Raw genomic sequence first — 20905 nt, forward strand, 5'->3', positions numbered from 1 at the left:
ACGGCCAGACCCCGCCCCGGGGCGCCGGCGCCCCAGAACGACGGGCGGCCGGGCGCCGGGCCCGATCCACCGCCCCAGCCGATTCGGCGCCGCGCCCCGGGGAGCACCGCTCAGCGGCCGGTCACCGAGCTGCGGGCTTGAGGCCGGGCACCTCGGCGCGGCGCCCCGAGGTCCGGTTCTGAGGTCGGTGTGATCGGCGTCGGCGGCACGGGTCGGGCGCTGGCGGCCCGTGGGTGTCGGATGAGGTCGGTCGTGGGCGTCAGGCGGGGGTGGTGTCGCCGGGGTGGCAGTGCAGGCAGGGCCGGTAGCCGGCGGCGAGCGCGGCGGTCAGGTCGCGGAAGCCGTGCCGGTGCCCGGGGGTGATCCGCCGCGCGTCCGCGCACGTCGGGTAGCAGACGACGCCGGTGGTGTCGCTGCCCACCAGCCGCACCCCCTGCCGCGCCAACTCGGTGATCTCCTCGACGTCGACGTCCTCGGCGCGCAGCAGCCGTTCCTTGGCGGCCGCGCCGAACACGTAGTCGCCGAGCGTCCCGTCGGAGCGGGTGACTCGGTGGCACGGGATCAGCAGCGGGACGGGGTTGCGGCCCAGCGCCGACCCCACCGCGCGGACCGCCCGCGGCCGTCCCGCCGCCCGCGCCACCCACGCGTACGGGCGGGTCTGCCCGCGCGGGATCCGCGCCGCGGCGCGCAGCACGGCGGCCTCGAAGTCGCTGAGGCCGCGCAGGTCCAGCCGCAGCCCGCCGAGCCGCCCGCCGCGCAGCGCCGGCACCAGCCCGGCGGGCGGACGGGACGCGGGCAGCAGCGGACGCGCGAACCGGGCCCGGAACGACGCGACGAACTCCTCGTCGTCCATCCCGGCGCGCAGGTAGGCGACACCGTGGTCGGTGAACGCGACCTGCAGCCCCTCCAGCGGTCCGGCGACGTGGACGCGGCGCGCCGCGATGCGGTCCAGCAGGGACGGGGGAGCGTCGGCGGCCAACCCTGCCAGCTCACCGGCCAGCTCACCCGCCAGTTCGCCGGTGGGTCGGGGGTCGGGTGTCCCGTGGGTGGGATCGGTGTGGTTCATCGGTTACCCCCTCGCTGGTCGAAACGCCCCGAACCTGAATCAGAATCCGGTTCGGTTTCGGGATGTGGGTCGGGTGGTGTGGTCTGTTCAGTGCGGAGGGCCCGTAGTCGTGCCAGGCCCCGGGAGATGTGCGACTTGACGGTGCCCTCCGGCAGGCCCAGCACCACGGCGATCTCCGCGACGGGCAGGTCGGTGACGTGGCGGAGCACCACCGCGGCGCGCTGGGCGTGGGGGAGTTCGGCGAGCAGCCCGGCCAGTTCCCGGCCCGTCTCGTGGCGGGCGGCGGTGTCCTCCACGCCCTCACCCTGGTCCGGCGGGTCCGGGGCGTCCTCCAACGGGCCGCCGGGCGGTGGGCGCCGCGCCGCCGTCCGCAGGCTGTTGCGCCACACGTTCGTCAGGATCGTCAGCAGCCACGCCCTGGGCCGCAGCCCCGCGATCCGCTCCGGCCCGTACCCGCACAACGCCCGGTAGGCGCGCAGGAACGCCTCGGCGGACAGGTCCTCGGCCTCGGCCCACCGCCCGCACAGCCGCAGCGCCGTGGAGAACACCGCGCCCCGGTACGCCTCGTACAGGGCCTCGAACCCGATGTCCAGGTCACGCGCCAACGCCGCGGCGACCCGGGCGCCGGCGGGGTCGGTGCCCCGGTCGGCTCCGGGCGGGGCGTGGTCGAGAGCTTCGTCCGTAACCGTCACATCCGTTCAACACCGCCGCCACCGGCCGGGTTGCGGCCCCGGCACCCGGGCGGGCGGGTTCGGGCGGGTCAGCCGAGCCATCCGGGACGGATCATGCCCGTCTCGTAGGCCAACACCACCAGCTGCGCCCGGTCCCGCGCCCCGAGCTTGGCGAGGATCCGGCTGACGTGGGTCTTGGCGGTGGCGGGCGACAGCACCAGCCGCCCGGCGATCTCCTCGTTGGACAGGCCCGCCGCGACCAGCTCCAGCACCTCCCGCTCCCGGTCGGTGAGCACGTTCAGCTCCGCGGTCGGCGGCGGCGCCGTGATCCGCGACGCGAAGTCGGCGATGAGCCGCCGCGTCACCGTCGGCGCCAGCAGCGCGTCGCCGCGCGCCACCACCCGCACCCCGTGGATCAGTTCGGGCGGCTCGGTGTCCTTCACCAGGAACCCGCTGGCCCCCGCCTTGATCGCCCCGTACACGTAGTCGTCCAGGTCGAACGTCGTCAAGATCACGACTCGGACGGCGCCGAGCCGCGGGTCGCCCATGATGCGGCGGGTGGCCTCCAGCCCGTCCAGCACGGGCATGCGGATGTCCATCAGCACCACGTCGGGCAGCAGTTCGGTCGCCTGCCGCACCGCCTGTTCCCCGTCTCCGGCCTCGGCGACGATCTCGATGTCGTCCTCGCCCTCCAGGATCGACCGGAACCCCGCCCGCACCAACGTCTGGTCGTCGGCCAGCGACACTCGGATCACGCGTCTTCCTCCATCGGCTCCCGCTCCTCGTCCAGACCGCCCAACGGCAGCCACGCCCATACCCGGAACCCGCCCGCCGGGCCCGGCCCCGCCGTCAGCCGCCCGCCGACGGACGCGGCGCGCTCACGCATGCCGCGCAGCCCGTTCCCGTCCGTCCCACCGGTGAACCCGGCCCCCGCGGCGGTGGGCGCGTCGGGTCCGGGGCCGTCGTCGTCGACCTGCACGATCACCGCGTCCGGCCGCCGCCGCACCTCCACCGTCACCGTCGCGGCACCCGAATGCCGCACGGCGTTGGTCAGCGCCTCCTGCACGATCCGGTATCCGGCGAGTCCCACCGGCGCGGGCACGTCCGCCAACGCCGCCGTTGCCGTGCCGGGCCCGGGGGCGCCCTCCGCCTCATTGTCGGGGGACGGTTCGGTGGGGGGTGCGGCGAGGTCTCCGGCGCGGCGCACGGTCAGGCCCGCCGCGGCGGTCTGCGCCAGCAGTTCGTCCACCCGCGCCAGCGACGGCTGCGGCGCGACCGGCCCCGCACCGTCCTGACCTGCACCGTCCTGACCGGCCCAAGCTTGACCGGCACCGTCCTGGCCGTCCCCGGCGGCGTCGTCGACCTGCCGCAGCACACCGAGCACCCCGCGCAGTTCCCGCAACGTGTCCTTGGACGCCGCCTTGATCGCCTCCAACGCCTCGTAGGCGCGGCCCGGATCGTCCCGGCGGTGCAGCGCCGCCCCCGCCTGCACGTTGATCAGCGAGATCTGGTGGGCCAGCACGTCGTGCAGCTCCCGCGCGATCCGCAGCCGCTCGGCGATCGCGCGGCGCCGTGCCTCCTCCTCCCGGCTCCGCTCGGCCTCCGCGGCGCGCCGCTCGGCCGCCTCGGCCTGCAGATGGCGGCTGCGCACGTACTGCCCGAGCGCCACCGCCAGCAGCAGCGCCAGCGACAGCGTCGCCACGCTCCGGGCGTCCACGACCGCTTCCGGGTCGCCGCCGCCGTCACCGTCACCGCCCACCCATGCCGCCAGCAGGAACCCGGCGTTGGCGACGATCACCGCGCCGAGGGACACCGCCAGCCCGCACTCCACGGCCGCGGTGAACAACGCCACCCACAGCACCAGCGCGATCGGCCCGTCCGGATACCCCAGCGGGTAGTACAGCGGCGGCGCCGCCACCCCCACCACCAGGACCGGCACCGGATACCGGCGCCGCACCGCCAGCGCCAGCGTCGCCACCACGATCACCGCGACCCCGCCCGGCCACAGCGCCCGATCCTCGGGCCGTTCGGCCTGTGCGCTCATCACCAGCGTGAACACGCACGCCACCACCGCGAAAGCGGTGTCGGCGGCCTGGCCCCACCCCGGCGACCGCGCCGGACGCGCCGCCGCACGCACGGCCCGGAGCGCACGCGGAAGGACGCGCCGCTCCCGAGCCGGGGGACCCGGGGGAGCCGGTGGGGTCGGGGGAGTCACGGTCACGCGCCAACCGTAGTTCACGCCCGTCCCATTCCGCGCCGCACCCGTCCAGGGTCGCGCCCGTCCCCGCGGCGCCCTTGACTTTCGTCAGTAACCTCGCAGTTCACCGGCTTGTAGCGTGGAGCGCGTGAAGGACCCGGCGACCACCGTCCACGACCTCGCCAACGCCTGCGCCCCTGACCCGATCGACGACCCGGCCCGTCCCGACGGCCGCGCCGAGGTGGGCCGATCCGCCGGGGCCGACGGCCCCGGCGCGCGTACCGCGCTGCCCGCCAGGCTGCGGGACGCGTCGCGCGCGATGCGCCGTGCCGTTCACCGGTCGACACGGTCCGCGCTGGTCAAGGACCTCGTGCTGTACGTGGTCGTGGCGTTCCCCGTCGCCGCCGGGCTCCTGCCGCCCACCGACCCCGCCCCGTCGAGCTGGGCGCCCCAGGCCGCCGGGCTCGTCGCCCTCGCCGCCGCCATCGCCGTGTGCCGCGCCTGGCCCACGGCCGCGCTGCTCACCGCCGTCTCGCTGACCGCCGTCCACGGCAACTTCCTGTTCGCCATGCCCGTCCTGTCCTACCTGACGGGACGGCGCACCCCCCGCGCGCAGCCGCCGCTGTGGACGTTCACCACCGTCCTGGTCGGCGGCGCCGCCCTGGCGACGATCCGTGGCCTGGACGTCACCGCCTGGTTCCCCTTCACCATCTGGCTGGTGCTGCTCGGCGTCATGCCCTGGCTCGTGGGCCGCTACTGGCGCCAGTACCAGGAGCTCCTGCGCGCCGGCTGGGAACGCGCCGAACGCCTCGAACACGAACAGCGCATCACCGCCGAACGCGAACGGCTCCGCGAACGCGCCCGCATCGCCCAGGACATGCACGACTCCCTCGGCCACGAACTCGCCCTGATCGCCGTCCGCGCCGGAGCCCTCCAGGTCGCCCCCGGCCTCGACGCCCCCTACCGCGACGCCGCCGCGCAGCTCCGCGCGGGCGCCGCCGAGGCCACCGAACAGCTCCGGGAGATCATCGGAGTCCTCCGCGACGACACCACCCCGGCCGGTTCCACGGACCCGGCCGCGCCGGTGCGGCCGTTCCGCGAAAGCATCCCCGACCTCGTCGAACGCGCCCACGCGTCCGGCGTCCCCGTCCGCCTGGTCACCGACCCCGATTCCCACGCCCCGCCCGCCGACCTGCCGCCGATGGTCGCGATCGCCGCCCACCGCGTCGTGCAGGAGGCCGTCACCAACGCCGCCAAACACGCCCCCGGCGCCGCCGTCACCGTGCACCTCACCCACCGCGAACACGACCCCGACGGCGATGGCCGTGGCCGTGGCGGTGGCCGTGGCGGTGGGGGGACGGTCGGAGGTGGGACGGTCGTGGTCACGGTCACCAACGACCCGCCACCGGGCGGGCGGCCGCTGCTGCCGTCCGGCGGGCACGGCCTCACCGGCCTCACCGAACGGGTCCGCCTTCTCGGCGGCGCCCTGCACGCCGGTCCCACCCCCGCGGGCGGCTTCACGGTCACCGCCCACCTGCCCACCGTCCCGCCCACCACCGCCCCCACCAGCGGGACCTCGCCTGGGTCCGCGACTGTGCCCGCGAGTGGGCCCGCGACCGGACCGGCGGCGGGGGAGTGGGCGTCCGAATCGGCCCGCCACCTCGCCGACGAACGCCGCCGCGTCCGCCGTGGCCTGATCACCGCCATCGCCGTCCCCACCGGACTCATGTCCGTCATCGGCGCCATCATGGTCGGCTACTACATCTACGTCACCCTCAACTCCGTCCTGCCGCCCGCCGACTACGCCGCGCTGCGCCTCGGCACCGCCCAGGCCACCGTCCAGACCACCCTGCCGCCCATGCAGGCCATGGGCACCCGCGAACTCCGCGAGCGCGTCCCCGAACCCGCCGGCGCCGTCTGCCGCTACTACCGGCCCGACGCCAACCTCCTCGGCATCAACCACTACTACCGGCTGTGCTTCACCGACGGTCGACTGACCAGCAAGAATTCCTACGACACCGCACAACTCAACGCACGCCAACCCGTCCACGGCAGCACCGTGGACGACTCCGACCGGAAGGACGACGAGTGATCCGGGCACTGCTCGCCGACGACGAGACCATGATCCGCGCCGGAGTACGCGCGATCCTGGCCGCCGACCCCGGCATCGACGTGGTCGCCGAGGCCGCCGACGGGCACGAGGCCATCGAGCTCACCCTCCGGCACCGCCCCCAGGTCGCCCTCCTCGACATCCGCATGCCCCGACTCGACGGCCTCGCCGCCGCCGCCGAACTACGCCGCGTCGCCCCCGCCACCGCCGTCATCATGCTCACCACGTTCGGGGAGGACGAGTACATCGCCCGCGCCCTGGCCGGCGGCGCCAGCGGCTTCCTCCTCAAGTCCGGCGACCCCCACGAACTCATCGCCGGAGTCCGCGCCGTCGCCGACGGCGCGGCCTACCTGTCCCCGAAGGTCGCCCACCGCGTCATCACCGAACTCGGCGGCGGCCACCTCACCGGCGTCGCCCGCGAACGCGCCCGCCGCCGCACCGCCGGCCTCACCCCCCGCGAACGCGACGTCCTCGCACTGCTGGGCGCGGGCCTGTCCAACGCCGAGATCGCCGCGCGTCTCCACCTCGTCGAAGGAACCGTCAAGGCCTACGTCAGCGCGATCCTCACCCGCCTGGACGTCCGCAACCGCGTCCAGGCCGCCGTCATCGCCTACGAGGCCGGACTCGTCGACGGGATCGACGAACCCACCTGACCCCGCACGGACCCCGCACGGACCCCGCACGGACCCCGCACGGACCCCGCACGGACCCGGCACGGGCCCGTGCGGGCGCGGATCAGGAGAGCGGCTCCTGCCGGCGGGTCACGCCGCCCATCACGTCCGGCACCGTCACCTCCGACTGCCCCGCCACATCGGGCAACGCCAGATCGGGGATCGTCACCGACGCCCCCACCGAACCCCCGGCCGCGGCCGTGCCTGTGCTCGGCGGAACCTGGCCCATGCCCAACAGCGCCGCGCCCACCCCGACACCGCGGACCGCGTCCACCAACCGGCCCGCCACCATCGCGGCCACCAGCACCACCACCGGAGCCACCACCACCCCGACCAGGAACCCCGCCGCCACATCATGCGGATAGTGCACGCCCACGAACACCCGCGAGAACGCCATCAGCGCCGCCAGCGGCAACACCACCGGCGCCAACGCCCGCCACGCCACCACGATCACCGCCGCGGACGCCGCCGCGATCGTCGCGTGATTACTCGGAAACGACCAGTCGCCCGGCGCCGGACACGCCGCGATGTGCACCGCCCCCGACACCGCGCGACACGGCCGCTCCTCCTCCAGGAAAGTCTTGGACACCTCACTCACCAGATACGCCGCCACCACCGCGAACGGCGCCGCCAACGCCAACCCCATCGCCCGCGCGTCCCGCACCCGCGCCCGCCACCAACCCGCCACGAACAACACGGCGAACAGCAACAACCCCGCGTCGGTCCCCACCTCCGCCGCCGAATGCACCCACGACGGCGTCCCCTCGGCGAACTCCGTGATGTCCCGGTACAGATCCGCGCTGAAATCCGGCGCTTCCATGCTCTCCCTCACGAATTCAAGCGGCCCCCGCCCGACATCCGTGAGACACCGCGAAGACCGCTGAAGTTCACCCTAGGGCCACCCGCACGTCACGTCCGCCCGCCCCGCCGATCACTACTCCGACGCCGACGCCACCCGTTCGGCGGCCTTCCCCGCCCCCTCACCCTCCGAACCGCCCTCCGGGTTCCCAACCGGACGCGACACCCCACGACGGCGCCGCCGCAGGAACCGCGCACCCTCCACGACCACCGTCACCGACAACGCCAACCCGATCCCGACCGCCACGCCCTTCAACGGATCGTCCTCGAACGCCCTCCCACCCACATACCCCAACAACCCCCCGTACACCGCCCACGACACCGCCGCCACCGCCGCGAACATCGAGAACGACCGCAACCGGAACCCCACCGCGCCCATCGTCAACGTCACCGCCGTCCGCCCACCCGGCACATACCGCGCCACCACCAGGATCAACCCGCCCCGCTCCGCCATCTGCCCCTCCGCCCACGCGAACGCCGCCGCCCGCCGCGACCCCGGACTCAACCCCCGCGCCACCCGCCCCCGCGACCCACGCCCGATCAGATACGACACATGATCACCGGTGAACGCCCCCACCGCCGCCAACACCACCACCAACACCAACTCCGGCTGCCCCGACGCCGCGTACACACCCCCCGTGATCACCATGCTCTCGCTCGGCACCACCGGAAAGAACCCGTCCAACGCCGCCACCACGAACAGCGCCAGATAGAACCACGGCGACGTCACCGCCGTGTCCAACAAACCCATCACCTCGTCCATGCACCGAGGCTAAGGAACGACCACCCACCAGCGAATCCGCCGGAAGGACAGCACCACCCCCTAACTTCCGACAGGTTCCCTCCCCACCCCCGCCCTCCACACGGGGGAGCGACCCGTCACCCCCACGGCACCCGGGCCGCCCACCCCACGCCTCAACATCTACTCAACGTCTACTCCACAACCCTCGAACGCTCACCGGGCGACGAGCGGCGACGCGGACGCGATGAGCCCCGCCACACTCGCACGAGCCTTCGTCAGATCGGCTATACGGGCCTCCAGATCGGCCAGGTGATCGGTCAGATGACCCCGCACGCACGGCTGCAGCTCATCACCCTCAAAGCAGGGCATCAGCTCACGGATCGTCCGCGTCGGAAAACCCGCGGCCAACAAACGACGGATACGAGCGACGGCGACCGGAGCATCCGACGCGTAGACACGATGACCACCCTCCGTGCGCTCAGACGCAAGCAACCCCTGCGACTCGTAATAACGCAGCAGCCGAACGGCCACGCCCGTCTCCCGAGACAACTCACCGATCTTCATGTGAGCCACGACACCGGGCAAAGCAGTTGAAGCTGACACCTATGTCACGTCCTAACCTCAGCCACATGACCACTACGGCAGTACAAGCACCGGTATCGCTCTACGGATTCCTCACCCCCAAGCCCGGCCACACAGACGACCTACGCACGCTGCTCCTCGACCTCGTCGAACCCTCCCGCACCCACGAAGGCAACCTGGAATACCACCTGCACGAACAAGAAGACGGACGCTTCTTCCTGTACGAGGTGTGGCGTTCCCAGGAGGCCCTGAACCGCCACCACGCCACGGAGGTGGTGAAGGCATTCCTCAAGGCCCTGCCCGACCACGTCGACGGCCAGCCGGAGGCCTACTCCGGGACGATGAAGAGCCCCTACCCCAAGTGAACAACGACCGTCCACCCACCAACCCCGGCCACCGCGACCACCCGCCGCGGTGGCCGTAACCAACCCCCGAACCCCAACCCCCACACCCCTGCCCACCCCACCGGCGGCACCGAACCCAGACGATTTGCCACACCCACCGCGCCACCCCCAGGCTGCCTTTCCCCGCACCACCACCGCCCCCGGCACGCCGCCCCGACCGCAACAACAGACCCCCCGCACCCTCGTCAAGAGCAACCAACCGAGGACAAGGCCTACAAGCCGCCGACTCACACCGCAGTCGAACCGCAGGCGCAGGTCGGCCACAACGAGATCGATGGTGCGACGGCTGAACCCCCACATGACGCTTCGCACGCGATGCGCCGCCCACCACCGGAGGCGACGCCCCCACCCGCTCGAAGCCCAAGAACCCACGTCGCCGGCGGAGCCTACGACACCCGCGCGCCATCCACGCACTCGCCCAAACCCCCACACGCCATGATGGACACTCGCCACAACACGGGAGCGCCCATGACGTCCACGCCGTCCACCCAACCCGACACGCCCCCGGACGGCCCCACCACCACACCACCGGCCACGGACACGCCGCTCCGCCAAGGACACCCCGTGCGCTGGCTCACCGCCTGCGCCCTCCTCTACACGCTCACCCACCACATCGGCTTCGGCCTCGCCGGACTCGGCACCGTCGGCCGCACCCGATGGGCCGACTGGATCGACATCCTCACCCCCTACACCGTCCTGCTCACCGCCGCCGCCACACTCCACACCGCACACGCCGGACGCCGCACCTGGGCCCTCTACCTCACCGGCGCCTTCACCTACATCGAAGGCCACGGCATCCACCTCGCCGCCAACTCCGTCGGCAACGACGCCCCCGGCGACGTCGCCCACCTCTGGGACGAGGTCACCGGCCACTACCTCTGGTACGCCGGAACCGCCCTCGTCATCGCCGCCCTCGCCGCCGCACTCGCCCACCGGCCCGCCCCACCCACCCACCTCACCCTCCTCCCGGCCCTCGGCGTCGCCTTCACCTGGACCAGCAACTCACTCGAAGGCGGAACCGCCGTCATGGGCCTCACCATCGCCATCGCCTTCACCACCTGGGGCCTGCACACCCGCCACCACCTCGGCCGCGTCCTCATCCCCGCCTTCGCCCCCGCCATCGTCATGCTCACCGGCTACGGCATCTGGCACCACGGCTTCCCCCAACCCACCGAACTCGGCTGGGTCTGACCCCCCTCAACCACCCCGGCGGCCCTCCACCGGCCCCAACAGCGGATGAACCCGCATCGCCGCCTCCAACTCACCCGGCAACTCGTCCCGGTAACGCCCCAACGTCGCCAGATCCGCATGCCCCAACACCCGCCGCACCGCATCCATGTCCGTCGCCGCCGCCAACAAATGCGTCGCCGTCGTATGCCGCAACCCATGCGGCGTCACACTCCGCCGCCGCCCCGGCTCCACCCGCGCCAACACCCGATCGATCACCGCCTGCACATCCCCCCGCGCCAACCGGCGCCCCCGCCACGACAACAACAACGCCTTCGGCTCCACACCCCGATCCAACCCACCCCGACCCCCCGCCACATACGCGTCCAACACCTCCACCACCGGACCCGGCAACGGCACATCCCGCGTCCGACCCCCCTTACCGAAGATCCGCCAATACCGCGTCCCCCCATTGACGAAGAAGTCCTCCACGTTCGCCGCCGTCAACTCCGACACCCGCGGCCCCACCGCCGCCAACAACAACACGATCAGACCGTCCCGCAACTCCGTCCGCTGATCCACACGCCGACGACCCCCACCCTCCGCCACCCCACCCTCGACACCCACCTCCGCCAAACCCCGCGCCGCACCCAACAACCCCTCCGCCTGCTCCACCGTCAACGCCCGCCGCTCCGCCCGCAACCCACCCCGCTGCACCGACCGCACCGTCACCGCCCGCATCGGATCCAACTGCACCCAACCCGCCACCACCGCGTACTTGAAGAACGCCGACACCGACCTCCGAAACCGCGCCTGCGACGCCGCACTCTGCACCGGCCCCTCCACCGGCCGCACCACCGCCCCGGCACGCCGCCGCCCATCAGGCTTACGCGCGAACGCCAACAACACCTCATCGACGTCCTGACCCGTCAAATCGTCCAGAACCCGACCACCACCCGCCAACTCCACGAACGTCAACACATCCCGCACGTACACCTCCGCCGTCCGCGGAGTCAACGCACCCGTCGACGTCTTCGCACGCACCATCTCCGCGTAACGATCGGCACTCTCGGCAACGGTCACACGCTGAACATCAGAGGGACGCACCCGCCGGACGCTACCCACCCCCACCGACAGAACCCCAACCCGCGACCGGGCACCACCACCCACCGGGGGAGAGGCCCAGCAGTGCCACGAACACCGACCACAGCGACAACACTGAACGAGTGAACCTCAGCGCGGGGACCGGAGCACTCAGCGCAGCAGTCGCCGTCATCGCCGCCGTCATCGCGGTTTGGCAAGCCCGAATCGCCCGCACAGCGGTCGACGCCGCACAACGCCAAGCACAGGCCTCCGAACAACAGGTCGCCCTACTGCAACAGCAACTCCTCGACGACGCCACCCAACGAGCCATGGACGACCGACACGAACGCACCATGGGCGGCGCCGCACTGGTCAAGCAGGTCAGACACGCGGCACAGGCCTACGAACTCGTCCGAGAACACCTCTACAAACGCGGCCACGACATCGACGGATACGTCACCGACCTGGCAAAGAGAACCAGCACCAGCATGCTCTCGCTCGACGCCACCCACACATCGGCCGCCTCCTCAACACCCCCAATACCAAAAAACCGTTCTCCAAACCATAGAACAGTTCGCACGCGTAGCCGCAACCCTAGGAACCGAACTCGACACCCTCACAAAAGCCAACCAACAGTTCTCCTGGACGAAATCAGGCCGTCAACGGAACACCGCGCTAACGGCCAGCAGGCAATTACTGGAACAACTCGACCAAGCCGAAAACGCCATCGTCACCGCCGTACAGAACTGGAACCAAAGCGACCAACCACCCGACCTACCGTAGCCCCAGGCACTCGGAAACATGATCAACCGCCCGAGGATATCGTCGAAATCCGGCACCGAGTCAAGCCGACCAATCCGAGCCCGGCGGCGACGAAACAACGGCCCCACAAACCCACAGAGGAGGCACGCGGAATTGTTAAAGATCGAGGCGCTCGAGCCAAGAACCTCCAAGAAACAGGACCTCGACGCCTGGTGCGCCATATTCACCGAAGGACAGGCGGAACTATCCGGCGACGTCACCGACTCCGACGCACTGGCCGAACGAATACGCCTGGAACCCGAGAACCGGACACAACGATGGCTCGCCCGCCAGGCCGGAACGCCCTGTGGCGTCGCAGAGTTGCAGGCGCAGCAGCACGATCCCGCAACCGGATACCTCCGCCTGTTCGTCACACCACCGGCACGACGAAGGGGAGTGGGAACCAGATTGCTCGCCCAAGTCGCAGCCGACGCGGACGTGGAACGGATCCAGGCGACCGTACTGTCGGGACCACCTGGAGAGCCGTTCGTCGGCCGATGGCGGGTGGTGCTGCGACTGGAACTGCACGAGCAACGACTCGAACAGAACACGCTGCGGCGCTGCCATGAGCTGGCGACGGCAGCGCACCCCGACCACCGGCTGGTCACCTGGCAGGGCCCGGCGCCCGAGGAATCGGCGGCCTCGTTCGGACGGGTGATGGGCCATGTCCTGGACGCCCCCGGCGCCGAACTGCAGATGGCCACCAGACCCTGGGACACCACGGCGGTCCGTGCGTGGGAGGCAGAAATGGGCGGGCGGCACCTGCTTGTCACCGCAGCGGTTCACTCACCATCAGGCGACATCGTCGGTGCCACGGTCACCACGGTCGGATGCGGCGAAACCACAGTGGCCGAGCAACACGACACCGCGGTACTGCCCGGACAACGGCGCGGCGGGCTCGCCCGCTGGATGAAGGCCCGACAGACTCTGCGCCTGCATGAGCTGTTCCCAAGGGTCGAGTCGGTCAGGGTAACGGTCAACCAGCAGAACGCACCGATGCTCGCCGTGAACCGCGCGGTCGGCTACCACCTTCTGCGGCAACGTCTGCTCGTGGAAGCACCAACGCACCAATTGAGAGCCTGAGAACCGGTGATTTCCTCCGGGCCGGCTCACCACCCAAGGCCTCGAACTCGAATCATCAGATGATCGCGATGGGGGAGCGGGGTTCACGCCTCCGGGGGAGGAATGGACCGTCCATCAACACACAGTGATCACGCACATACAGAGAAGTCGCCAGAAAAGCGCCCGAAGGTAGGGGAGAGGCCGCGGGGGACATTCGAGGGGCGTTGCCGAATCGGTCGCGCGGTTCACGGACTGCGCCGGAGCTTCGTCGCGGGTTCGTCACGAACATTGGTGTGACCGACGGAGAAGCCAACTCTTTACACCATACAGAATTTGGCTTCTGTCTGGTTTGGGATCTAAAACGCGGAACCGGACGCCGCAGGGGAGGTGGCGGCGCGGCTCACGCGCACCGCCACCCCGACCTCGCGGTCACTTCTTGTACGGCGCGACCTTCTCGCGCAGCTCGCGCATCGAGCTCTGCAGCAACTGCCGAAGCCGGTCACGGTCCGGACCGTCCGCGTCGGCATAGTCGTCGATGTCGATCAGCTGCTTCTTCGTCGCGGTGATCGAGTTGAGCTGGTGGTCGAGCTTGATGTCACCGAACCAGGGACTGCGCAGCATGTTCGCCATGTCCGTGCGGAACATGGCGACCAGGTCGTCGGGGTCGGCGATGTGGTTCTTGACCTCGGCCACGAACGTCAGCATCGCCTTGCTGCCCAGCACCGCCTGCTGCAGCACACCGTCACCGGTCTTACGGTCCAACACGATCGTGAAGCTGTACAGGACCGGGTCGCCGACCGGCTTGAACCGCACGTACTGCAGGCCGCCGCCGGACTGGATCCCGATCACCGGGCATCCCAGATGCGCCATCGTGAACACCATCTCGCCGATGAGCGCCTCGTCCTTGCTCTCCCGCGCCTCGGCGTTGTTCTTGAACTTGTTGATCATCGAAAGCATGGCGGTCTCCGGTTCAGGCGGCGATACGGCCGTGCAGGTACTTCGCACAGGCCTGGCTGACGGCGGCGATGTGCTCCTGCAGCACCGGGTACTTCACCGTGTACTGGTCGGCGAAGTACTGGTCCAGGTCCAGCAGCAACGGGACCTGGACGTAGACGTAGCCGGTGCCGAGGTCGGCGTCGACGGTGAACACCCCGGGTTCGCCGACGTCGAGGAAGCCGCTTTTCACCTCGGACTTCAGTGCCTGCCACACCGTTCGCGCGTCCTGGACGTACTCGCCGTAGGCCATGGTCACGGCCGCGTGCTGGCCCAGGATCTTGGCCGCGGTGACGGTGCCGGACAGGTGGGTCAGCTGGAACATCAGGCGGTGTTTGTGCTCGCGGTGCTGGAAGCGCAGGTAGTGGTGGTTGCTGTCGGAGTTCAGGTCGATGAGGGCGTTGCCCTGGGCGACCGCCGCGGTGATGACGGCTCCGACGAGCAGGTCGTCCATCTGGCGGGTGTGAAGTTCTTCGTTGAACCGCTGCCAGCTGCGGTTGACGAGCTGACCGAAGACCTGGTCGAGGTGCTCGCTCACGATCACCTTTCGGATGTGTGGATCAAGGGACGGCGGTGAGACTCCCGCGCCGCGGGTTCGGTTTCACCGAGTTCGTCACACGGCCGGTGCGTCGCGGGTGAGAACGCGCGCGTCAGCGCCTCTTTCAGGCGGTCCTAGGGTTGGTCGATAATGGTCGATAATGCACATTATGTTAAGTAGAAGAGGTCCGACCGCGTCGTCGGCGACGCCATGAGGAACTACCACCCGCACGGCGACACCGCCTTCTACGACGCGCTGGTCGGGCTGGCATAGCGGTGGTCGACGGGAACGACACAGCGTGCGGAGCGCCCGTCGACCAGCGCGAGCCTGTTCGCGCCGAACGTCTCCTGGAGCTGCGTGTGCTTGTCCAGGTTGTTCAGGACGATCTTGGCGACCGCGTCGCGCTTGAGGACGATGCCGAGGCGCTGACCCGTCCGGCCGGACGTCTGCCGGGGATGTCTGCCGCTCCGCGCCCGAGGGAGGCACCGTTGCCCCGGCGAGCTGTCGGACTGCCAGTCCCCCGATCCCAGCGAGTCGGAGCTGTACATCGTCGGGGGCGACTCGGCGGGGCGCTGCCCGAGGTCCGCGACGGCTTGAAGCCGCGCGCCGTCGCGTCCTGTACGCGAACCTGGAGAATAACGAAGTGCAGGCGATCATCACGATGCTCGGCACCGGTGCGCACGACGAGGTCGACGTCGCCAAGCCAGCCGCTCCTCTCCCAGATCACCGCTTGGAGTGGCTCCGGCTCGTCCTCACGAGCCAGTCGAGCTCCTCCCCTATCGGGTCGTCGTCGCTCTCGTCCTGCTCTGTGCCCGACCGATGATCCGGGTCGTGAGGCTCGAGTTCAACGCGGTCGTCGACACCGCCGACGGCTTGTTCATCAAGCTCGGAGACGACCGGGCCCCTGTCCCCGGCCCCTTCGCGGCACTCGTCCGCAAGCACTTGGCGAACAAACCAAACCTCCGCACCGGCTCCGCCGGCCGCAATGTGTGGCCGTTCGCCGGCACCCGAGCCGGCGCCGCCCTTCCCGCCCCCATCGCTGCCACTATGCTCGGTTACAGCCCGCAGGTCATTTAAAGCACGCCGGTGACACTGCCACCCCGTGGGCTGCCTACGCCGACACGATCAGAGAACGCATGACCAGCACAGCTGCAGACTAGTGAGGATCACCGGTCAGTCTGATCGGCGGTTCTCAGTTGAAGCAGCATGGGTCGGTCTCTAGTCGACGAGAGGAACGGCCATGACCAGCAAGTGGCGGTTGCCGCGCGGGGCGACGGGCTTCTGGAGTGAGAAGTCTGATGCGCTTCCTCAGACCGATAGTCGTGGTTTCGCGACCTATTGTCACGAGGCAGCGCGACGTTCAGGCGGCCGGGTGCTCACGATAACTCCGCCCGGGGTGACGCCTAACTTCTATACGGCTGTGATTCTTCGAGGTGATGGGCGACTGGCGCTTTTGGGACATCTGCAACTGCCCGTCACCGCGATCGCGGAGGTCCCCGCGGCCGGTGAGTGCTCGCTCAACTTCGTTGAGGACGAGGCCCTCCGGAACGCGACGATGTCGATGGACACGTTCCGTCTTCTCACCGTCGACGAGTTGGAGACGCCTGTTTCCTCTGTCGATCTCTCGTCGTTGGACTCTGCGGAGCACAGCCAGATTGCCTACTGGATGCCGGAGACCGTCGGCGAGCTCTTCTTCAACTACTGGGATTGATTCACGGTTCACGGGATTACCGGCCGGAGTGAGTCTCAGAGGTCACCGGTAGGGCTCGCTGAGGCCCTCTCCCGGGCTCGGGCGGGTGTGTCGGTGGCAGTGACGGTTGCCGGTGTCAGTCGCCCCAACCCGCGTCCGTCCTGCGCTGCTGGCCGCCGGGAGCGTCCCTACCGCTTAGTCGCTCCTGCGGGATGGTGCAGGTCGAGGTGGGTGGCCAGACCGACGTCGGCGGCCTTGCAGCCAAGGTCTGCGGTTCGTTCGTGTGCTGGAGGAGTTCGAGGCGGTGCTCGTGGGGCTTTTGGCGGTGGAGTTGCGCGTGGACCCGGTGCCGCTCCCCCAGGATGATCCGTGCGTCGGACGTCCCGCGGGATCGTCGGTCCGTCTCGTCCAGCTGTCTGCTCATGGTGAGAACTTGTCCTTCATGTTCGATGCGGCCCTGAGGTCGGAGGTGTTGGCTCGTTGGGCCACAACATAGGGAGACAAGTGGTTACGCTGAGTGATTGACCGGTGGGCTGTTCGGTGGAGTCGCTGGGTCACGCGTGGGAGCCGGGAAAGGTGATCCGGGTAGGTGGGGGGTGTTCGGCGCGGAGTTGGTGGCGGTCTCCTCCAGGCCCTGGATCGTCCGCCCGGTGTTCTTCTGGGCGGCCCGTTCGGTGGCGTGTGCTTCGGGCGGGCCTGTTCAGTCGCGCGGAGTGCGTCGGCGCGGGGATGGTTGGTCCGGCGGTTGGGCTTGTTGCGGGGGTTGTTGGTCGGGCGGGGCTGTTAGCGCTGTTTGGGTGCGCTCCCCCGGCGGCGGATCCGCCGGTTTTAAGGGATGCGTGGGGTCGGGGTGTGGGGTTAGGGTGCGGGGTGTGACGTGGCGACATTGATCCTCAGGTGAGGCGAGGCTCGCGCGTAGGTTGTACGCCTACGCGTTCCTCGAGGATTTCATTCTTCTGTACCCGGTGTACGCGTTGCTGTTCGCGGACACGGGGTTGTCTCCTGCGGCGATCTCGTCGTTGTTCGTGATCTGGTCGGTCACGACGTTCATGCTTGAGGTGCCGTCCGGTGTGTGGGCGGACGTGTTCTCGCGCCGGTTGTTGTTGGTGGCCTCTCCCCTGTTGGCGGGTGTGGGCTTCGGGTTGTGGTCGTTCTTTCCTTCGTATGCGGTGTTCGCCGTGGGTTTTGTGTTGTGGGGTGCGGGGTCGGCGTTGCGTTCGGGGACGATGCAGGCGTTGGTGTACGAGGAGTTGGAGCGGGTGGGGGCGGCGGGGTCGTATGCGCGGTTGATCGGGCGGTCGGAGGCGATGTCGTTGGTGGGTGTGGTGGTGGCGTCGGCGTTGGCGTCGCCGGTGTTGGCTGCGGGTGGGTATCGGGCTTTGGGTGTGGCGAGTGTGGTGGTGTGCGGGTTGTGTGCGGTGGCGGGGTGGTTGTTGCCGGAGTCGCGGGGTGGCGGTGGTGGTGGGGAGGAGCCGTCGTTGGGGTCGGTGGTGCGTGCGGGGTGGGCGCAGGTGCGTGGGGGGCCGTCGGTGCGGTGGGCTTTGGTGTTGGTGATGGTGGTGGAGGGGGTGACGTCGTTGGATGAGTATGTGCCGTTGTTGGCGCGGTCGACGGGTGTGGCGGTGGCGGTGGTGCCGTTGCTGGTGTTGGTGGTGACGGTGGGTGATGCGGTTGGGGGGTGGGTGGCGGGGCGTGGGGTGCGGTGGTTGGCGCCGGTGTTGGGGGTGGGTGGGGTGTTGTTGGCGGTGGGGGCGTTGAGTGGGAGTGCGGGTGGGATGGTGCTGGTGGGGGCGGCGTTCGGGGTGTTCCGTTGGGCGATGGCGGCGGCGGATGCGCGGTTGCAGGAGCGGATCGGTGATGGGGCGCGGGCGACGGTGACGTCGGTGGCCGGGTTTGGGGCGGAGGTGGTGGCGTTGTTGGTGTATGTGGGTTATGCGTTGGGGTCGCGGTGGGCGGGTGCGGGGGTGTTGGTGGGGGTGGCTGCGGTGCCGTATGTGGTGGTGGCGGTGGTGTTGGGGGTGGTGGGGCGGCGGGGTCGCGTACATCGGGGGATGTAGGGCGTGGGGTGGTGGTACGCGAAAGGTGCAGGGTGGTTGACGGCTTGCGCCTGATCCGGTGGTGGGGTGTGCGGGCGGAGGATCGTGGGGTTGTCGGCAGGTCGATTTTTGGGGTGTGTGGTGATGGGTGTGGATTCGTTGGGGTTGGCGCGGGCGCAGTTCGCGTTGACGGCGGCCACGCATTTCTTGTTCGTGGCGTTGACGTTGGGGTTGGCGACGTTGGTGGCGTTGACTCAGACGCGTGCGGTGGTGTCGGGTCGTGCGGTGGATGCGCGGATGACGCGGTTCTGGGGGCAGTTGTATGTGGTGAATTATGCGGTGGGGATTGTGACGGGTTTGGTGATGGAGTTTCAGATCGGGTTGAACTGGTCGGGGATGTCGCGGGTGACGGGGAGTGTGTTCGGGGCGCCGTTGGCGTTGGAGACGATTGTGGCTTTCTTTGTGGAGTCGACGTTTCTGGGGTTGTGGATTTTCGGGTGGGATCGGTTGAATCGGTGGGTGCATTTGGTGTTGATCTGGGTGGTGACGTTGACGGCGTATTTGTCGGCTTATTTTGTGTTGGTGGCGAATGGGTGGCTGCAGCGTCCGGTGGGCTACGAGATGGTGGACGGTGTGGCGCGGTTGACGGATGTGGGTGCGTTGTTGATGAATCCGACGGCGGTGTTGGCGTTTTTCCATGTGTTGTTCGGGGGGTTGTTGACGGCGGGGTTCTTCATGGCGGGGGTGAGTGGTTTTCATTTGTTGCGGCGGACGGCGGAGGTGGAGTTCTTCCGGCGGTCGATGCGGGTCGGGTTGGTGGCGGTGGTGGTGTCGGTGGTTCCGGTCGTGGTTTTCGGGGGGACGCAGTTCCGGTACGTCCAGCCGACGAAGCGGGGTGGCGGGGACGGTGCGGCGGTCGCGGTGGCGGACTTCACGGCGCGGTTCGGGCCGGATGGGTACATGCCGCCGCGGTTGGCGCAGGTCGCTCTGGGGTTGATGGTGGCGATGTGGTTTTTGATGGTGTTGGTGGCGGTGGCGGCTTTGGTGAAGTTGCCGTTCGGGGGGTGGTTGGTTCGGGGGCGGGTCTTCCATGTGGTGATGATCGCGGCGGTGCCGGTGCCGTATGTGGCGATGGTGTCGGGGTGGGTGTTCCGTGAGGTGGGTCGGCAGCCGTGGATGGTGTACGGGGTGGTGAAGACGCGGGACGCGTTGTCGCCGGGGGTGGGTTCGGGGGCGATGGCGGCGTCGTTCGTGGTGTTCACCGTGTTGTTCGCGGTGCTGTTCGGGGTGAACGCGTGGTTGTTGGCGCGGTTCGCGCGGCGGGGTCCCGAGGGGGCGCAGTTGGGTGCCTCTCCCCCGCCGGAGCCGGTGTCGCCGGAGATGAGTCCGACGTTCTGAAGCCCCCGTTCCTCGACCTGGTTCACGACGCTTCGACAGGAGTCTGGTGATGGATGTTCTCGCGGTGATGTTGCTGGCGGTGTTCTCCGGCGCGTATCTGGCGTTGGCGGGTGCGGACATCGGGGTGGGGATGTTGCTGCCCTGGCTGGGTCGGGATCAGCGGGAGCGGCGGTTGGTGATCGCGTCGTTCGCGCCGTTCTTCCTCGGGAACGAGGTGTGGCTGGTGGCGTCGGCGGGGCTGGTCGCGGGAGCGTTCCCGGGCCTTGAACACGAGCTGCTGGAGGAGCTGTATCCGCTGTTCGTGGTGCTGCTGATCGGGTGGGTCGTGCGGGACATGGGCCTGTGGTCGCGGGGACGTGTCGACGCGGTGGCGTGGCGCGATGGGTGCGATGCGGCGGTGGTGGCGGGAAGTTGGGCGTTGGCCGTGGCGTGGGGGGCGGTGCTGGGGTCGTTGCTGTTCGGTGGCGGGCTGGGCGTCGGGACTGTGGTCGGGGTGCCGCTGGTGGTGCTGTTCGTGTGGCACGGTGCGGGGTTCGCGCGGTGGCGGTTGCCGGTGGGGCTGGCGGGACGGGCGGCGCGGATCCCGTCCCGGTACGGGTTGTCGGTGTTGGTGATGGCGTCGTTGCCGGTGGTGGCCGGTGCGGAGGTGTCGTGGTCGCGGGTGGTGGCCGAGGGCGCGGGGTTGACGATGACGGCGGTGACGACGGCGGCGGTGTTGCCGTTGCTGGTGGCGTCGCAGGCGTTGGTGTGGTGGACGTTCCGGGGGCGTGTGGAGTCGCCCTCGTACCTGTAGCGGGCGGGCCGGGGTCCAGGTGACGGGGTCGTGAGGGGGTCGT

Annotated in this window: 23 protein-coding genes and 1 pseudogene; 11 read left to right on the forward strand and 13 right to left on the reverse strand. The window is 69.7% G+C overall.

The window, feature by feature from the left end:
• Positions 1-259: 259 nt before the first annotated feature.
• The 4 genes from BZB76_RS20625 to BZB76_RS20640 form a co-directional block, all read right to left on the reverse strand.
• Complete coding sequence (locus tag BZB76_RS20625) at positions 260-1066, reverse strand: methylated-DNA--[protein]-cysteine S-methyltransferase (protein ID WP_121435999.1); 807 nt, start codon at positions 1064-1066, stop codon at positions 260-262.
• Positions 1063-1758, reverse strand: a complete 696-nt coding sequence (locus BZB76_RS20630; RefSeq protein ID WP_246007075.1) for an RNA polymerase sigma factor — start codon at positions 1756-1758, stop codon at positions 1063-1065. Before BZB76_RS20630 ends, BZB76_RS20625 begins: the two co-directional genes overlap by 4 nt.
• A gap of 68 nt (positions 1759-1826) precedes the next feature.
• On the reverse strand, positions 1827-2492 hold the full coding sequence (locus BZB76_RS20635) for a response regulator (RefSeq protein ID WP_121436000.1): 666 nt from the start codon (positions 2490-2492) through the stop codon (positions 1827-1829).
• Positions 2489-3958 carry a sensor histidine kinase gene (locus BZB76_RS20640; protein ID WP_281273886.1) on the reverse strand — a complete coding sequence of 490 codons (1470 nt, stop codon included), beginning with the start codon at positions 3956-3958 and terminating at the stop codon, positions 2489-2491. Before BZB76_RS20640 ends, BZB76_RS20635 begins: the two co-directional genes overlap by 4 nt.
• Positions 3959-4082: 124 nt before the next feature.
• On the opposite strand from BZB76_RS20640, the gene BZB76_RS20650 reads away from it, so the two are divergent.
• Together BZB76_RS20650 and BZB76_RS20655 are read left to right on the forward strand one after the other, a co-directional pair.
• Positions 4083-6026: a sensor histidine kinase gene (locus tag BZB76_RS20650; protein ID WP_121436001.1), complete on the forward strand. Its 1944-nt coding sequence runs from the start codon at positions 4083-4085 to the stop codon at positions 6024-6026.
• Positions 6023-6697 (forward strand): response regulator, encoded by a 675-nt coding sequence (locus tag BZB76_RS20655; protein WP_121436002.1) that lies wholly within the window; start codon positions 6023-6025, stop codon positions 6695-6697. Before BZB76_RS20650 ends, BZB76_RS20655 begins: the two co-directional genes overlap by 4 nt.
• Positions 6698-6779: 82 nt before the next feature.
• Here BZB76_RS20655 and BZB76_RS20660 read toward each other — a convergent pair whose 3' ends face one another.
• The 3 genes from BZB76_RS20660 to BZB76_RS20670 all read right to left on the reverse strand — a co-directional run bounded on the left by BZB76_RS20660 (position 6780) and on the right by BZB76_RS20670 (position 8879).
• Positions 6780-7535: a phosphatase PAP2 family protein gene (locus tag BZB76_RS20660; protein WP_121436257.1), complete on the reverse strand. Its 756-nt coding sequence runs from the start codon at positions 7533-7535 to the stop codon at positions 6780-6782.
• A 114-nt stretch (positions 7536-7649) separates the two neighbouring features.
• Complete coding sequence (locus BZB76_RS20665; RefSeq protein ID WP_246007076.1) at positions 7650-8336, reverse strand: DedA family protein; 687 nt, start codon at positions 8334-8336, stop codon at positions 7650-7652.
• A gap of 192 nt (positions 8337-8528) precedes the next feature.
• Complete coding sequence (locus tag BZB76_RS20670; RefSeq protein ID WP_121436003.1) at positions 8529-8879, reverse strand: MerR family transcriptional regulator; 351 nt, start codon at positions 8877-8879, stop codon at positions 8529-8531.
• 65 nt (positions 8880-8944) lie between these two features.
• Between BZB76_RS20670 and BZB76_RS20675 the strand changes: the two genes are divergently transcribed.
• Both BZB76_RS20675 and BZB76_RS20680 read left to right on the forward strand, forming a co-directional pair.
• Positions 8945-9262 (forward strand): putative quinol monooxygenase, encoded by a 318-nt coding sequence (locus tag BZB76_RS20675; RefSeq protein ID WP_121436004.1) that lies wholly within the window; start codon positions 8945-8947, stop codon positions 9260-9262.
• A 507-nt stretch (positions 9263-9769) separates the two neighbouring features.
• A complete protein-coding gene (locus tag BZB76_RS20680) occupies positions 9770-10492 on the forward strand; it encodes a hypothetical protein (protein ID WP_121436005.1) in 723 nt (240 codons plus the stop codon).
• Between the two features lie 6 nt (positions 10493-10498).
• Here BZB76_RS20680 and BZB76_RS20685 read toward each other — a convergent pair whose 3' ends face one another.
• Together BZB76_RS20685 and BZB76_RS34260 are read right to left on the reverse strand one after the other, a co-directional pair.
• Positions 10499-11458: a tyrosine-type recombinase/integrase gene (locus BZB76_RS20685; protein ID WP_246007077.1), complete on the reverse strand. Its 960-nt coding sequence runs from the start codon at positions 11456-11458 to the stop codon at positions 10499-10501.
• 380 nt (positions 11459-11838) lie between these two features.
• The gene (locus BZB76_RS34260; RefSeq protein WP_147449481.1) at positions 11839-12063 is read right to left on the reverse strand and encodes a hypothetical protein; all 225 of its coding nucleotides are present in this window, start codon (positions 12061-12063) and stop codon (positions 11839-11841) included.
• Positions 12064-12352: 289 nt separating this feature from the next.
• Here BZB76_RS34260 and BZB76_RS20690 point away from each other — a divergent pair, with 289 nt between their 5' ends.
• Complete coding sequence (locus tag BZB76_RS20690; protein ID WP_121436006.1) at positions 12353-13435, forward strand: GNAT family N-acetyltransferase; 1083 nt, start codon at positions 12353-12355, stop codon at positions 13433-13435.
• Between the two features lie 408 nt (positions 13436-13843).
• Here BZB76_RS20690 and BZB76_RS20695 read toward each other — a convergent pair whose 3' ends face one another.
• Positions 13844-14371 (reverse strand): hypothetical protein, encoded by a 528-nt coding sequence (locus BZB76_RS20695; RefSeq protein ID WP_121436007.1) that lies wholly within the window; start codon positions 14369-14371, stop codon positions 13844-13846.
• Between the two features lie 13 nt (positions 14372-14384).
• The gene (locus tag BZB76_RS20700; RefSeq protein ID WP_147449482.1) at positions 14385-14945 is read right to left on the reverse strand and encodes a hypothetical protein; all 561 of its coding nucleotides are present in this window, start codon (positions 14943-14945) and stop codon (positions 14385-14387) included.
• Between the two features lie 192 nt (positions 14946-15137).
• Between BZB76_RS20700 and BZB76_RS36705 the strand changes: the two are divergent.
• Positions 15138-15215 (forward strand): annotated as a pseudogene (locus tag BZB76_RS36705) (DNA gyrase subunit A); the annotation flags it as partial.
• On the opposite strand, the gene BZB76_RS20710 reads toward BZB76_RS36705, so the two are convergent.
• Positions 15191-15493: a hypothetical protein gene (locus tag BZB76_RS20710; RefSeq protein WP_121436009.1), complete on the reverse strand. Its 303-nt coding sequence runs from the start codon at positions 15491-15493 to the stop codon at positions 15191-15193. The pseudogene BZB76_RS36705 and the gene BZB76_RS20710 sit on opposite strands and share 25 nt — an antisense overlap.
• Before the next feature lie 283 nt (positions 15494-15776).
• Here BZB76_RS20710 and BZB76_RS20720 point away from each other — a divergent pair, with 283 nt between their 5' ends.
• Entirely contained in the window at positions 15777-16022 is a 246-nt protein-coding gene (locus BZB76_RS20720) for a hypothetical protein (RefSeq protein ID WP_147449483.1), read from the forward strand.
• A gap of 163 nt (positions 16023-16185) precedes the next feature.
• Positions 16186-16656, forward strand: a complete 471-nt coding sequence (locus BZB76_RS34265) for a hypothetical protein (RefSeq protein WP_147449484.1) — start codon at positions 16186-16188, stop codon at positions 16654-16656.
• Positions 16657-16771: 115 nt separating this feature from the next.
• On the opposite strand, the gene BZB76_RS34270 is transcribed toward BZB76_RS34265, so the two are convergent.
• The gene (locus tag BZB76_RS34270; protein ID WP_147449485.1) at positions 16772-17059 is read right to left on the reverse strand and encodes a hypothetical protein; all 288 of its coding nucleotides are present in this window, start codon (positions 17057-17059) and stop codon (positions 16772-16774) included.
• A 496-nt stretch (positions 17060-17555) separates the two neighbouring features.
• Here BZB76_RS34270 and BZB76_RS20735 point away from each other — a divergent pair, with 496 nt between their 5' ends.
• From BZB76_RS20735 to BZB76_RS20745, 3 genes are all read left to right on the forward strand, one after another.
• The gene (locus BZB76_RS20735) at positions 17556-18692 is read left to right on the forward strand and encodes an MFS transporter (protein ID WP_246007078.1); all 1137 of its coding nucleotides are present in this window, start codon (positions 17556-17558) and stop codon (positions 18690-18692) included.
• A gap of 123 nt (positions 18693-18815) precedes the next feature.
• Entirely contained in the window at positions 18816-20069 is a 1254-nt protein-coding gene (locus tag BZB76_RS20740; protein WP_337959762.1) for a cytochrome ubiquinol oxidase subunit I, read from the forward strand.
• Between the two features lie 49 nt (positions 20070-20118).
• The gene (locus BZB76_RS20745; RefSeq protein ID WP_121436014.1) at positions 20119-20862 is read left to right on the forward strand and encodes a cytochrome d ubiquinol oxidase subunit II; all 744 of its coding nucleotides are present in this window, start codon (positions 20119-20121) and stop codon (positions 20860-20862) included.
• The last annotated feature ends 43 nt before the right edge of the window (positions 20863-20905 follow it).

Source organism: Actinomadura pelletieri DSM 43383 (genome assembly GCF_003634705.1).
GTDB classification, from domain to species: domain Bacteria; phylum Actinomycetota; class Actinomycetes; order Streptosporangiales; family Streptosporangiaceae; genus Spirillospora; species Spirillospora pelletieri.

Excerpts from the sequence above, each read along its gene's own strand:
- BZB76_RS20740 (WP_337959762.1), top strand. The coding sequence starts at position 18,816 with ATGGGTGTGGATTCGTTGGGGTTGGCGCGGGCGCAGTTCGCGTTGACG.
- BZB76_RS20695 (WP_121436007.1), bottom strand. The coding sequence starts at position 14,371 with ATGCTTTCGATGATCAACAAGTTCAAGAACAACGCCGAGGCGCGGGAG.
- BZB76_RS20710 (WP_121436009.1), bottom strand. The coding sequence starts at position 15,493 with ATGTACAGCTCCGACTCGCTGGGATCGGGGGACTGGCAGTCCGACAGC.
- BZB76_RS34270 (WP_147449485.1), bottom strand. The coding sequence starts at position 17,059 with ATGAGCAGACAGCTGGACGAGACGGACCGACGATCCCGCGGGACGTCC.
- BZB76_RS20660 (WP_121436257.1), bottom strand. The coding sequence starts at position 7,535 with ATGGAAGCGCCGGATTTCAGCGCGGATCTGTACCGGGACATCACGGAG.
- BZB76_RS20665 (WP_246007076.1), bottom strand. The coding sequence starts at position 8,336 with ATGGACGAGGTGATGGGTTTGTTGGACACGGCGGTGACGTCGCCGTGG.
- BZB76_RS20745 (WP_121436014.1), top strand. The coding sequence starts at position 20,119 with ATGGATGTTCTCGCGGTGATGTTGCTGGCGGTGTTCTCCGGCGCGTAT.
- BZB76_RS20675 (WP_121436004.1), top strand. The coding sequence starts at position 8,945 with ATGACCACTACGGCAGTACAAGCACCGGTATCGCTCTACGGATTCCTC.
- BZB76_RS20690 (WP_121436006.1), top strand. The coding sequence starts at position 12,353 with ATGATCAACCGCCCGAGGATATCGTCGAAATCCGGCACCGAGTCAAGC.
- BZB76_RS34265 (WP_147449484.1), top strand. The coding sequence starts at position 16,186 with ATGACCAGCAAGTGGCGGTTGCCGCGCGGGGCGACGGGCTTCTGGAGT.
- BZB76_RS20670 (WP_121436003.1), bottom strand. The coding sequence starts at position 8,879 with ATGAAGATCGGTGAGTTGTCTCGGGAGACGGGCGTGGCCGTTCGGCTG.
- BZB76_RS20625 (WP_121435999.1), bottom strand. The coding sequence starts at position 1,066 with ATGAACCACACCGATCCCACCCACGGGACACCCGACCCCCGACCCACC.
- BZB76_RS20680 (WP_121436005.1), top strand. The coding sequence starts at position 9,770 with ATGACGTCCACGCCGTCCACCCAACCCGACACGCCCCCGGACGGCCCC.